The organism is Cytobacillus sp. C11.1 (assembly GCF_058145115.1).
Genome location: NZ_CM176935.1, coordinates 163803 through 177310, shown reverse-complemented (window position 1 = coordinate 177310; position 13508 = coordinate 163803). Strand labels below are relative to the sequence as shown.

The window sequence follows — 13508 nt, the reverse complement described above, 5'->3', positions numbered from 1 at the left end:
GAATTGAAGAAATATTAAAATAAAACTAACTTATTGGAAATGGAGGTGGAGAAGAGATGATTGGAACTGTTTTTGCACGTGGTGAATGGATTGAATTCCTTACTATTTACCGTGCAATTTTTCATGGTTTTGCTTTTAACGGGACAAGTATGCCCTTTTTTAGCAAATTTCATAGTAAAAACAAAACAGTGAGAACATCTCTTTAGCCACTATAGAATACAGCGGTGAAATGGAGGGCTTCTTCAAGCTCTCCTTTTTAATTGGATCTCTAGCCAGGCCATAGGAGCATGCTTTCCTATGGTCTTTTTTGCGTTTAATTTAAAAGGGTCTATTCTAATGGATTTTGTGATTAAAAAAAATTTAAAAATAAGGTTGGTTGATTGGAGCGGAAGGTGCGAGATCCTCGAAAATGCATTCGCATTTCCTTCGTGCGGTGATGATTCAAGGATGCTTATTCAACGTCCAGCGGGAGGAGTGGGACAGGTGAGACCCCACAGGCGCTGCGCGCCGAGGATGCTCACCGCCCGCCCCGCGGAAAGCGAGCAACCTGGAGCGGAAATCAACCACTCCTCACAACTTGTTAAAAAACAGCCATTAAAAAAATTTGGAGGAAATGAGTATGATCGCATGCAGTGCACAGCAAATTGGAAAAATGTATGGGGGCAGCCATGTCTTTGAAAATTTATCATTTGAAATCCATGAAAAAGATCGGATCGGTTTAACAGGCAGGAATGGAAGCGGAAAAACGACATTGTTCAAACTTCTTGCAGGTGCTGAGGTACCGGATACTGGACAGATTCATTGGAGAAAGGGGTGTGAGATTGGCTACCTGGCACAGATACCTGACTATCCTGCTAACATGAAGTCTATTGAAGTTTTAAAAAAAGCTTTTGCCGGTTTGCTGGAAATGGAAACTAAAATGAAGCAAATGGAGCAGCAAATGGCTTGTGAAACCGATCCAGATCTATTAAATAAACTTATCAGTGAATATGGAGAGCTGCAGGATCAATTCGCGCTGAAAAACGGTTATGAAATGGATAGCCAGATTGACCGCATTTCCTATGGACTTAATATTGGAAGCTTGCTGGATAAAGACTTCACCAGTCTAAGCGGAGGCGAAAAAACAAAAGTGTGCCTCGGCCACATGCTTCTTAGAAGCCCGAATCTGCTTCTTCTGGATGAACCGACCAACCACCTGGATATCAAGGCAGTCGAATGGCTTGCTGACTTTATAAAGGGGTATGAAGGAACAGTCGTCCTGATATCGCATGACCGGTATTTTTTGGATGAGACTGTTGGCAAAATTCTTGATCTGGAAGATGGAGAAATTACTCTATACCTTACCAATTACTCCGGCTTTGTAAAAGAGAAAGAAGAAAGGCTGTTAAGAGAGTTTCAGCAATATGAAGAACAGCAGAAGAAAATAAAGAAAATGAAGGAAGCCATTAAAAGACTGAGAGAATGGGCCAATCAATCCAATCCTCCCAATGCTGGCCTTCATAAGAGGGCAAGCAGCATGGAAAAAGCACTCCAGCGCATGGAAAAACTAGACCGCCCAGTGCTGAACCGCAAAAAGATGAATATCGATCTTGATGCTGCCGACCGAAGCGGAAAAGATGTTGTGGTGATGAAGGAGATAAGTAAGTCCTTTGGCAGCCAAGAACTATTCAGGAACATCAACATGCATATGCAATTTCAGGACCGGACCGCTATTGTCGGGAACAATGGGACGGGAAAATCGACTTTGGTAAAGATGATCCTTAAAGAAATTGAAGCGGATACAGGAGAAGTCAGGTGCGGAAGCAATCTTAAAATTGGCTACCTGTCTCAGCATGTATTCTCAGATAACACTGATCAAACAGTGATTGATGCCTTTAGGGAGGAATTATCTGTAACAGAGGGGGATGCACGCCATATTCTGGCTGGTTTCCTTTTCTATGGCCATACCGTTTTCCGCAAGGTATCAAGCTTGAGCGGAGGTGAAAGAATGAGGCTTCGCCTGGCTCAGCTGATGCATCAGGATATTAACTTTCTTATTCTCGATGAGCCAACCAATCATCTGGATATCGAATCAAGAGAGGTATTGGAAGATGCATTGGATGACTTCTCGGGAACCATTTTGGCTGTCTCCCATGACCGCTATTTTATCAATCGTTTGTTTAGCAAAATCTATTGGATTGATCAGCAGGAAGTCCATTTTTTTGAAGGGAATTATAATCGTGCGAGAAAAAAGATGGAGGATAAGTGGAAAGCGGCAATAGAGATGCCAGTTTTGATAAAGGCAAAAAAAGATGATCTTCCTTTAAAAGGAAAGAAAGAGCCATTACCCGAGGAACTGGAAATGGAGATTGAAAATCTCGAGTCCTCTCTCCTAAAATTAGAGAAATCATTGGAAACGGAAACCGATTTGGAAAAGCTGCAATTCCTTTATGACAAAAAAGAAGGATTAGAAGTTCAAAGGGAGGTACTATACGGAAGATTGGATGCTATTTTATAAAGATTAAAGAAGGCTAACAGATGATTAGCCTTCGTTTTTTCTTTGCGCTCCAATCAACCAAACTTATTATAAATGTTTTAATTTAGGGACTCTATTTAAAAACAACAATCTTCTAGAAAAAAGCCTTTTTTTAATACAAAAAAATGTATTTTTATAAAAAATTCACGAAGACACCTTCCCATTGTTCTACAAATATTGTATAGTGTTATACAAATCTGAATAATTATTTAAATCTGAATAAAATAGTGCAACTTGCTTCTTTGGATTAGGGTTTTATTGGTATTTGTATTATTCACAATTGAATAATTGTAGGGGGAATACAAATGAACAGCTTTTTTATGGACTGGAATAATGAAAAAGAAGTTATTTCTTCAATGGAAGAAGATATTATGGTGACCAATTCAGACGGTATAATTATAAAAGTCAGTAAAGGAAGCGGCAGTCATTATGGAGTTGAGCCGGAATCACTGCTGGGAGAATCAGTTTATGAGCTTGAGAGAAAAGGAGTTTTCAAGCCTGCTATAACCCCTGAAGTATTAAAAAAAAAGAAGAAGGTCATTTTAGTACAGAAGGCTGGATCAGGAAAAAAGATACTTGTGACGGGCATTCCAGTATTTAATGAAGCCGGGAAAATCGATCATATTGTCAGTTATTCTTATGATGTTTCAGAACTGCTCGTCATAAAAGAATACCTGAATAGTGTGGAAGAAGAAATGGCGAGGGTAAAGAGCGAGCTGGATCTTCTGCGCAATAAGAGCAACAAAATGGATGGAATCATTGCAGATAGCCAGCCGATGAAAAATATTGCTGAAACGATAAGAAGGATTAGAGATGTAGATGTTACAGTCCTGCTCTTAGGAGAGTCAGGTGTTGGAAAATCAGCTCTTGCTAAATGGATCCATCAAAATAGCATACGCAAGGACGGCCCTTTTATTGAAGTTAATTGCAGTGCCATTCCGGAGTCTATCTTTGAAGCTGAGTTTTTTGGCTATGAAGGCGGGGCTTTTACAGGTGCCAAAAATAAAGGGAAAATGGGGTTTGCCGAAATGGCAAAGGGAGGCACGCTTTTTCTGGACGAGATTGGCGAGCTATCAGCACATCTGCAGGCAAAGCTTCTGAAATTTATACAGGATAAGAAGTTTTATAGAGTTGGGGGAACCAAGCCTGTAAACGCAGACTTTCGCTTGCTTGCTGCCACAAATAAGGATCTTGAGAAAGCAGTCCAGACGAAGGAATTCAGGCAGGACTTATTCTTTCGCCTTAATGTCGTGCCTCTGAAGATACCGCCATTGAGAGAAAGGCAGGAAGATTTATTTGCTCTGATTCACTATTTTCTCCATGCCATTTCAAAACGCCATAATCGTGCGCGGGAACTGGACAAGGCATTGGTTGACCACTTGCTGCAGCTGGAGTGGAAGGGGAATGTAAGGGAACTTGAAAACCTAATGGAGAGGCTAATTGTTACAAGCCGATATTCGGTTATCACAAAAAAAGACTTGCCTTATGAATATCATATGCAAGAGAAGAAAGACAATTTTATGCATTTCGAAGGACGGCCGTTGCCTGCCATACTGGAGGAAGTTGAAAAAAAAGTTTTAATCAACGCAAAGAAACGCTTTCGAACAACGACTGAAATAGCAGGCGCTTTAGGCATCAGTCAGCCTTCAGTAGTAAGAAAATTAAAAAAATATGATTGTTAATACATACTTTGGCATGATTATTGCATTAAAGATAAACAGAGAAATAATAAATTTTACATTTGCGCGTTTCAGGAGGGGATAGTATGAACGGAGAAAATTGGAGTCATCTTGTTGGAAATATCTCGAATTTATTAGCGCCAAGCATGGCGAAAGACCATCCGAATTTGCCGGTAGTCAAAGCGGAAGGCTGCTATTACTACGGAGTGGATGGCAGGGAGTATTTGGACTTTACATCAGGTATTGCAGTTGAAAATGTTGGCCACCGCCATCCAAAAGTTGTACAGGCCATCAAGGACAGCGCGGATCATTTGGTTCACGGACCATCAGGGGTCATCATCTATGAATCGATACTTAGACTCGCAGAAGAACTAGGAAAAATCACGCCGGGAAACCTGGATTGCTTTTTCTTTGCGAACAGCGGAACTGAGGCAATCGAAGGAGCCATTAAGCTGGCAAAGTATGTTTCAAAAAGACCTTATGTGGTATCCTTCACCGGCTGTTTCCATGGGCGGTCAATGGGGGCATTAAGTGTTTCCACATCCAAGAGCAAATACCGGAAGCACCAGCAGCCATCCTGGCTGACCTATCAGCTGCCATATGCCAATGAAAAGGATTGCCCATATGGAGAAGACCCTGAGGAGTACTTCCCAAGGAAACTGGAAAAGGACGTTGAAACATTGTTCAAGCATCAGGTAGACCCTGAAGAAGTAGCCTGTATGATTATTGAACCGGTCCTTGGAGAAGGCGGCTATGTCATTCCACCGAAAAATTGGATGAAAAAAATCAGGGGAATTTGTGATCAGCATGGAATTTTACTAATTTTTGACGAAGTGCAAACCGGCTTTGGACGGACTGGGGAATGGTTTGCGGCACAGGCATTTGGTGTCACTCCAGATATTATGGCAATTGCAAAGGGAATTGCCGCCGGTCTTCCATTAAGTGCAACTGCAGCATCTAAAGAATTAATGGAGAAATGGCCGTTGGGTGCCCATGGAACAACCTTTGGGGGAAATCCAATTGCTTGCTCTGCAGCTTTAGCCTCTCTTGAAGTTTTGAAAACGGAGGATCTATTGGAAAACGCTAAACAAATGGGGAATTATGCGTTACAGAAACTCCATGAACTAAAAGTAAAGCACCCCGCTGTGGGAAGTGTAAGAGGTTTGGGGCTGATGATTGGCATTGAAATCATTGATCCGCACACGGGGAAGCCTGATGGAAATGCAGTAATGGATATTTTGAATTCCTCACTGGATAAAGGGGTTCTTTTCTACTTATGCGGAAATTCAGGTGAGGTCATTCGGATGATTCCGCCGCTGATCGTGACAAAAGAGCAAATTGACCAGGGACTAAAAGTTTTGGATGAAGCACTGACAGAGCATAAAGCTGTTGTTGCCAAATAAAAAAGGGGGAATGAGAATGAAGGCTGAGACTAGAGTCAAACCGCAAGCAGTCACAGGTGAATATTGGAAGTTTATTATTCCATCGTTAATTGGAACGCTATTATTCCTGGTTCCGGTTAAGTTTCAAGGAGATGTTACAATTGGTGTTGGCATTCTGGCATCCTTTTTAAGTAATGCATTTAGTGAGCAGATGCCTGCATTTATTATTTTTATTCTCGGTTTATCCGCTGGTGTTTCTATTATTACGAAAGCTTTTAAGCCAGCGCTCATAATGGATAACAAATTTCTTAAAGGATTGTTTGATACCGGTAAATTCGGTTTGATTATGAGAATACTTGGCTTCGCAGTCGGTTTGATGACCATTTTGGAAGCAGGCCCTGAATTTATTTGGTCCAGGAATACAGGTGGAGTCGTCCTGTACGATCTGGCTCCTGTTCTTTTAACATGGTTTTTATTTGCGGGAATTCTTCTCCCGCTATTAGTTGAGTTTGGCTTAATGGAGTTTATTGGGGCGCTTGTTCAAAAATTCATGAGACCTCTGTTTACTTTGCCTGGCCGATCTTCAATCGACTGTCTGGCTTCCTGGATGGGCGCAGGAACAGTAGGGGTGTTAGTGACAACAAAGCAATATGATGAAGGATTTTATACGAAAAGAGAGGCGGCGGTCATCGCAACCACGTTTTCTATCGCTTCTGTTGCTTTCAGCCTGGTGGTAGCAAATGTTGTGGGGCTAGGCCATTTATTCATTCCTTTTTACTTAACAGTCTCGGCAGCATGCATTGTTGCTGCATTGATTATGCCGAGAATACCTCCTTTATCCAGGAAGCCTAACACCTATTATGAACCAGTTGGCCAGCAAATCGATGAGACCATTCCGGAAGGGGTTTCAAATGTTAAGTGGGGCTGGCTCCAAGCCATTGAAAAAGCAAAAAATGCTCCGGGGCCGAAGAAGCTTCTATTCAATGGAGTGGAAACCGTATTGGACATTTGGATGGGGTTAATCCCACTGGTTATGAGCCTTGGAGCCGCAGCCTTGATTATTGCTGAGTATACACCTGTTTTTCAAATTATATCGTATCCGCTGATTCCGGTTCTGGAATTTATGCAATTGCCTGAAGCAGGTGCAGCAGCCCAAACGATGCTTGTTGGTTTTGCTGACATGTTCCTGCCGGCGGTCATTGGAAGCGGAATTGAAAGCGAGTTAACAAGATTCGTAGTGGCAGGCCTTTCCCTAACGCAATTAGTATATATGTCCGAAATAGGCATATTGATTTTGCGCTCGAATATTCCATTAAGCTTTACAGATTTATTTATTATTTTTATTGAAAGAACCATCATCACTTTACCAATCATTGTTTTAATTGCACATGTTTTTGTCTTTTAATAGAGGCTGTTAGAGTTATTTGTAGCTGTTGGCAATCCGTTGATTGGGCAGATAATTATAGCAGCGCTTAATAGAAAAGGAGGCCGGCAACATTGCCGGCCTCCTTTCATTTTTGCATATAACTTTTTAAACTAGAGTCTAATCTCCGCAATTCTTTATTAAAGGCTGTTTCCGCAAATTTTGTTGCCCTTTAAAAAAGTGTTGTGGAGGTTGACTTCCGCTCCAGGAGGCTCGCTTTCCGCGGGGCGGGCGGTGAGCCTCCTCGGCGCGTAGTGCCTGTGGGGTCTCACCTGTCCCACTCCTCCCGCTGGAGTCTCGCACCTTGCGCTCCAATCAACCAACCTTATATATCAATATTCTTATTTACAAAAAATACTTTAAAAACAACAATCTTTTAGAAAACAGCCTTTTTAAAACGGCTTTAAGGACATTAACACAATCAGTACAACCGCTGCAGTATGAATGATTGCGTTATAAGGGCGCAGCTCCTGATTCAGTTTGGAGTAAGGATCAGGGATATCATCGCCTTTATGGTTTTCCATGATTTCAGCCATGGATTTAATCTTTTTAGGCATGATGCCTGCAACAATAAACTGTACACCTATGTAGATCGCGACACTGGCAATATACCAGGCTTGTGTAAACAGAGCGGTGTTCAATATGCCTAGAATTAGCCCGGTAATCAGCAAAAGTATGCTTCCCACTTTTGCAAAGGTTTCAATTTTGCTGTTCAGGTTTAAAGAATACCTTGCCTGTCCTGCTGTAGCAGGGCTTTTCATTACAACTGGCATGGCAAAGCTGGCGCCGAGGCCGACCACTGCGGCAACGACATGTATAAGGACTATAAAACTATAAATGCTCATTTTTCTCCTCCTAAAATTCGGATTTAATGGATACATATTACTATATGTATTGTAATAATATAATAAAACCATATAGTAATAAATACCTATTCGGAACTTTTTCAGGGAGAGATTTAATTTGGCAAAATATTATGGGGACATGTCTCATATCTTATATAGAATCTGCAATGTATAAGGAGAGGCGCAATGAGTAAATTCTTCAAGGGAGTTGTTTTGCTTGCGCTGGCAGCCTTTGCCAGTGAGTGTATAGAATTTGTCGTGAATATGGTCCTTGCCAGGGAACTTGGAGAGAGAGGGCTCGGCATGTATATGTCCATTTTGCCGACCATTTTCCTGATCGTTCTTTTAGCAAGCTTTGAGCTTCCGATATCCATATCCAAATTTATTGCTGAGAAGGATAAAAAATATCATAAAAGCATGCTTAACCATGTCATTAAGCTGACCATCATTTTTACGGCTGTACTGGTGCCGCTTGCGGCGGCAATTATTCCATTTGTCTCTGTTTTTAATGAATATCATCCTCTGCTAAGGTGGACGGTCATTGGATTTATTCCGATTGTGTCTTTTTCATCAATAGCCCGGGGCTTTTTTATGGGCAAGCATCAAATGGGGAAAATTGCAGCCTCGAATTTCCTGCGAAAGTCTGTTCAGCTTCTATTGCTGGTTGTGCTGTATCAGGCCTTTCAATTCGATACGGTTACGGCAGTATTTATCGCCTTTTGTACATTCATAGGGAGCGAAATTGTTGTCTTCCTCTATTTGCTTCATATGTTTATTATTCAGTATCAGCGTGTCAAAAAAGAGCCATCTGAATTCCTTAGCGGGAAAAGTGTACGACAAAATTTAATCTCTGTCTCTGTTCCTACTACAGCGTTAAGAGTATTTCATGCACTGACACATGCTGTTCAGCCGTTTTTGATAAAAGGAGCCCTTTTAAAAGCAGGCGTACCGGGGGAAGTGGCCACGGAGCATTTTGGGATGCTTGCTGGTGTAGCGATGACCATCGGCTTTTTTCCATCATTTATTGCCCACTCATTTTTAATCATGCTGATTCCGACTGTATCTAAAGAGTATGCAGATAGAAATCTGGAGGAACTGCGGCGCCTTCTTCAGCAGGTGTTCTTTGTAACGTTCTTATATGGTATTCCTTCCGTAGTATTATTCTACTTTTTCGCAAGGCCGCTAACGGATGTTTTTTTCCATTCAACCGATGCAGCCGTGTATTTGCAGATGCTGTGGCCATTCTTTCTGCTGCATTTTTTCATTATACCGATGCAAGCATATTTAATCGGCATGGGTCTCATGAAAGATGCCTTTTATCATTCAATCTGGTCAACGATTGTTTCTTTTACAGCTATGTTCCTCCTGGGTTCGATGCACAGCCTGCAGATGGACGGGATTATCATGGGGATGAACACTGGGGCTGTTCTGCTCGCCATGATGCATTATGTAACGGTGTGCCGGAAAATCGGCCTAACCCTTTTTCTCTCGCCTGCCAAACAATTTAACTGAGAAAGCGGATAAAATAGAGAAAATATTTATTGATGGGAGGAATGGCAGGATAGAAGTGGCTATGCGCCCCATCGGAAAGCAGCAAAGTAAGCATCTTCCTGTTAGCAGAAGATGCTTTATTTCTGTCTATCTTCTTTTGTACCGAATTTTCCTTCAATTGCTTTCTCATCGCCATATAAAATAACATGATCTCCTTCTTGGACTTCTGTGACCAGCCGCTTTTTCCTGATTTTCAAATCACCTCTTTGGATGTAGAGAACAAGGATATCTTCATCCTCCTCAATAATATTTCTGAGTTCTTTGCCAATGAAACCGGAAGACTTGTCTATAAAATAATCCAAAATATGATCGCTTTCATCTGTGAGCAAGGCTTCCTTGATCGGCAAGTCCCGAAAGTCGTAGTGCTCTTCCAGTTCATGTTCAAGCTTTTCGGATAGAAACTTTCTTATGTAAGGCATTCTTAGAATAAAAATAATAATAATGAGTACGACGGCTACGATTGAAATTTTTGTAGTGTAAAACTCATCTGAAAGCAGATTGCTGATGGCCGAAATGATCACGGCCAAAGAAAAGGCACCGAACAAAATTAAAAAGGCACCGACTCTTCTGCGAATGGGGTGATCAATGATCAGTTCCGACTCTCCTGTTGTAAATCCTGTACCAGTCAGCATAGAGATAACCTGAAATCGTGCAATATGCTTATCCAGCCCGGTATAAGTAAAAAGCAGTGTATTTATTTCGATCACAGCCAGAACAATTCCCAAGTAAATCAGGATAAAAAGCACACCCATCTCTATTCCTCCGATTATTTTGAATTATATAAAAAACCTAAGGAAGCTAGTCCTTAGGTCATTGCTGTACTGTCTCATTATAGTATTGAACTGAATACATGGAACCTTCATCAACCATTTTATTGTCTTCAATATTATGGGGGTCAGGGTGACCAAGCTTTTCTGTTGGCACTGTATCATTAAGGAAACGGTCAGGAATCATGCCTTTCATTTTAACGGCAAGGGACTGTACCTTGTTACGATTGTTCTTGCTGGCCAATAATAAAATACTTGTAATTCCGACACCTGCTAGTACATATGGATTTAACGGACGAGAATTCATTATTATGCTCCTCCTCTTTAAATATATTAATTTGTATTTCTTACTCTACATTTACCCGGCCTGTTTAAATGAAAACATTTTTTATTTAAACATTGTTTCCAGATCAAGAAATAATTACTCCTTATGCAAGGTTTTAATGAGGAGGGGAGAGGGGAAACATGTAATTATTAAATAAGAAGAGAAAGGCTCCAGCTGGAAAGGAAGATGGCGATGAAAAAAGAATACAGTGAGCATAATTGGAAGTGGCATCGCTATGACCATACTAATGAAATAGAATGTGAAAAAGCCCCGGATTTTAAAGATGCATTACAGAAGTGGGCTGAAAAAACGACAGAGAATAAAACAAATGTAATGGAAATGGATACTACTGTGCGGGAAAAAGAGTATATAAGCGGCTCGCTCATATATCAGCAGACAATAAAAGAGCAGCATGAGAACAGCTTATTTCACTATTTTTTAACGAGAGACTTTCTAATAACCGTAAACTTTGATTCCGCTGTTATTCAATCCGATAACTCTTTGCTATTAAAAAAAATGGAACAAACACACAATGCGATCGATGGATTTTTTGTCATTTTGGGTGAAGTCCTAAGTGATAACATTAAAAAGATAGATAAATTTGAAGTCAGATTAAACGATTTGCTCTGGAAGATAAAAGAGAAAAACAATATTAATCGCCTCGAAGAAATCTATCAGCTCCGCCATCAAATTTTAGTATGGAAAAATCTAATGATTCCTGTTAAAGAAATCAGGCTTGGGATTGAGGAAGCTTTTGGCGAAGATGTAACCGAAGGGGCCGAATTCAAAAGAACATGCAAGAGAATTGAGAGGGGATATACGCTTGTAAGGGAATATCAGCAGGAAATTGATGATCTGGTTAATTTTGAAGAAATGGTATCCATGCACAGGGGAAACGAGATTGTTAAAACGCTGACTGTCATAACGACTTTAATGACTCCGATTGCTTCCTGGGGAGCGCTTTGGGGCATGAACTTTAAGTATATGCCTGAGCTTGACTGGAAAATTGGATATCCCTTATCCATCTTCGTAATTGTTGCGACTACAGCAGCTCTTTACATTATGCTCGTTAAAAAAGGATGGATGGGTGATATATTGCGAGGAAGAAAGAAGGATTCTTTCTTTAAATAAAGGCACTTTTAAATTTGCCTTGTAGGCACCCACCGAACGCGGGCGGTCCGACGTTCCTTGGCGCTCGCGCCTTCCGCTGCAATAAAGAGAAGTGCAAAATTCAACAATAAGCCTTTACATAGCCTAACAAAAGGAATGCCCATATTAAACGGCATTCCTCTCAGCTGTTTTCAATAAATGGTCTAGGCTTTGCTTTATTCCATCCTCATAAGTTGTTTTAGGGAGAGCACCAATGCGATTTTCGTATTTGCTGCCGTCCAGAATTACGGGCGTTTCATTTAGATACATCATTTCCGTATATTCCCGCATGAAAGGATCAAAGATCCCAATGGCACGGATCATCCATTTGTAAACAGGCTTAAAAGAGACTTGTTTATTGAGATGCCGGGAAGCAATATGTGCGATTTCTTCACCTGTGATCGTTCCTGCCCCTGGAATATTCCATACATCACCGTACGCTTCTTCTTTTAGGGCAAGGTCAGCTAATGCCTTGGCTCCATCCTTTATATAAATAAACTCTCTGGCTATGTTGGTTTTACCGACAAACATGCCTTTATTCTTCTCGATGATTTGCTGGAAGGTGTATTGTAAAAGGGTGTTGCCTGTATGCGGGCCGTAAAAATCAGGAAAATGCGCAATGATATAGGGTACACCTGAGTTTTTAATTTTCTCAATTAAAGTTTGGCGAAGCTTGCCTTTTTTTGTGTGCGGATTCTTGGCGGATGTTTCGGTTGCAGGTTTGGATTGCATACCGTAGGAGTAAATATTATCAACATAGATAAATGGCTTATTTTCCTTGCGGCAAACATCCAGAATATGATCCAGGAGAATGGACAGTGCCGGGTTCCAGTTCTGATAAGGGATATTGATAGCATGGAATACGGCATCCGCTTTGGAAACGGCTATTTCAACATCAGCCTGATTCATGGCATCTCCTGCAAAAATCTCAGCATTTGAACCCCAATTATCTTTGTATTTAACCAAATTCTCTTTTGATCTGGCAAACGCGATGGTTTTAATATTTTTCTGGCAGAGAGCCTCTGTCAAAGCATAGCCCATTCCGCCGGTAGCACCGAGCACTGCAGCTGTTTTAAACATATTAATCATCCTTTTTATTTAATTGACCGCTGTTCAAATGAGGGTAAAAATGAAAGGAATGATACTTCATTTCTCTACCTAATTGCTTTGACTAAAAAATTCACATGTGAAGAGGCTAGCTCCTTCACATCTTCAAATGATGTTTCCGATTTGCAATAATGCGTCACAAAACCGTGCATACTTAGGAATATCGACCAAATCTCCTTCACGGAAAGCGGCTTAGCGGTTAGAGAGTTAATAGCCCGTGCAAAATGTAAATAGCTTTTATTTGGTCCTTCCTGAAGATAGCTTTTAACATCATCGTCACGAATCAAAAACATCAATTCATAATGTTTTTGATGGGTAAGGCCGAATTTTATATAACGGTACAGAATGTTATATAGCTTCTGTTCATTGGTTTCTGCAGGCTCAGCCAGAACACCTTCGAGGTCCTGATTGAGCTTCTGGAAATCGGCTTCAATTATTTCATAAAATAATTGGGCTTTATTTTTGAAATGATAATAGATGGCACCGTGGCTGCAGCGGAGGGTATCCGCAATTTTTCTCATGGAAGCAGCTGAGTATCCTTCCCTGACAAATAGGTCACGTGCTACAGTGATGATCGCTTCTTTTGTTAGTTCATCGTGGGCTGCTTTTCTTGGACTCATCAAATCACCTTTCATTATTGAACACTGGTCAATAAAATTATATGCCCTTAAGGATATTTTTGGCAACAATAATTTGATTAACTTTCCAAATTATTTTTATTAGCAAACAGCTTTTGGTATGCTAGAAGAAAATATTTTATCTCTC

At 40.8% G+C, this 13508-nt stretch carries 12 protein-coding genes; 7 read left to right on the top strand and 5 right to left on the bottom strand.

Annotation, left to right across the window (positions count from 1 at the left end):
- Positions 1 to 56: 56 nt before the first annotated feature.
- From AC3ZVC_RS00890 to AC3ZVC_RS00870, 5 genes are all read left to right on the top strand, one after another.
- Positions 57 to 206, top strand: coding sequence for an RAxF-45 family protein (locus AC3ZVC_RS00890; protein WP_490065867.1), 150 nt, complete (start codon positions 57 to 59; stop codon positions 204 to 206).
- 413 nt (positions 207 to 619) lie between these two features.
- Positions 620 to 2497 (top strand): ribosomal protection-like ABC-F family protein, encoded by a 1878-nt coding sequence (gene abc-f / locus AC3ZVC_RS00885; RefSeq protein ID WP_490065866.1) that lies wholly within the window; start codon positions 620 to 622, stop codon positions 2495 to 2497.
- A 323-nt stretch (positions 2498 to 2820) separates the two neighbouring features.
- Entirely contained in the window at positions 2821 to 4197 is a 1377-nt protein-coding gene (locus AC3ZVC_RS00880; protein WP_490065865.1) for a sigma-54 interaction domain-containing protein, read from the top strand.
- A gap of 83 nt (positions 4198 to 4280) precedes the next feature.
- A complete protein-coding gene (locus AC3ZVC_RS00875; RefSeq protein ID WP_490065864.1) occupies positions 4281 to 5597 on the top strand; it encodes an aspartate aminotransferase family protein in 1317 nt (438 codons plus the stop codon).
- 16 nt (positions 5598 to 5613) lie between these two features.
- A complete protein-coding gene (locus AC3ZVC_RS00870; protein ID WP_490065863.1) occupies positions 5614 to 6981 on the top strand; it encodes a YjiH family protein in 1368 nt (455 codons plus the stop codon).
- Positions 6982 to 7391: 410 nt separating this feature from the next.
- Here the strand turns inward: AC3ZVC_RS00870 and AC3ZVC_RS00865 are convergent, their stop codons facing one another.
- Positions 7392 to 7844, bottom strand: coding sequence for a DUF2269 family protein (locus tag AC3ZVC_RS00865; protein WP_490065862.1), 453 nt, complete (start codon positions 7842 to 7844; stop codon positions 7392 to 7394).
- Between the two features lie 186 nt (positions 7845 to 8030).
- Between AC3ZVC_RS00865 and AC3ZVC_RS00860 the strand changes: the two genes are divergently transcribed.
- On the top strand, positions 8031 to 9356 hold the full coding sequence (locus AC3ZVC_RS00860) for a polysaccharide biosynthesis protein (RefSeq protein WP_490065861.1): 1326 nt from the start codon (positions 8031 to 8033) through the stop codon (positions 9354 to 9356).
- Between the two features lie 116 nt (positions 9357 to 9472).
- Here the strand turns inward: AC3ZVC_RS00860 and AC3ZVC_RS00855 are convergent, their stop codons facing one another.
- Together AC3ZVC_RS00855 and AC3ZVC_RS00850 are read right to left on the bottom strand one after the other, a co-directional pair.
- Positions 9473 to 10147 carry a TrkA C-terminal domain-containing protein gene (locus tag AC3ZVC_RS00855; protein WP_490065860.1) on the bottom strand — a complete coding sequence of 225 codons (675 nt, stop codon included), beginning with the start codon at positions 10145 to 10147 and terminating at the stop codon, positions 9473 to 9475.
- A gap of 58 nt (positions 10148 to 10205) precedes the next feature.
- Positions 10206 to 10469: a hypothetical protein gene (locus tag AC3ZVC_RS00850; RefSeq protein WP_490065859.1), complete on the bottom strand. Its 264-nt coding sequence runs from the start codon at positions 10467 to 10469 to the stop codon at positions 10206 to 10208.
- A 210-nt stretch (positions 10470 to 10679) separates the two neighbouring features.
- On the opposite strand from AC3ZVC_RS00850, the gene AC3ZVC_RS00845 reads away from it, so the two are divergent.
- Positions 10680 to 11618, top strand: a complete 939-nt coding sequence (locus AC3ZVC_RS00845) for a magnesium transporter CorA family protein (protein WP_490065858.1) — start codon at positions 10680 to 10682, stop codon at positions 11616 to 11618.
- A gap of 144 nt (positions 11619 to 11762) precedes the next feature.
- Here AC3ZVC_RS00845 and AC3ZVC_RS00840 read toward each other — a convergent pair whose 3' ends face one another.
- Positions 11763 to 12716 (bottom strand): SDR family NAD(P)-dependent oxidoreductase, encoded by a 954-nt coding sequence (locus tag AC3ZVC_RS00840; protein ID WP_490065857.1) that lies wholly within the window; start codon positions 12714 to 12716, stop codon positions 11763 to 11765.
- A 74-nt stretch (positions 12717 to 12790) separates the two neighbouring features.
- The gene (locus tag AC3ZVC_RS00835; protein ID WP_490065856.1) at positions 12791 to 13363 is read right to left on the bottom strand and encodes a TetR/AcrR family transcriptional regulator; all 573 of its coding nucleotides are present in this window, start codon (positions 13361 to 13363) and stop codon (positions 12791 to 12793) included.
- Positions 13364 to 13508 lie beyond the last annotated feature (145 nt).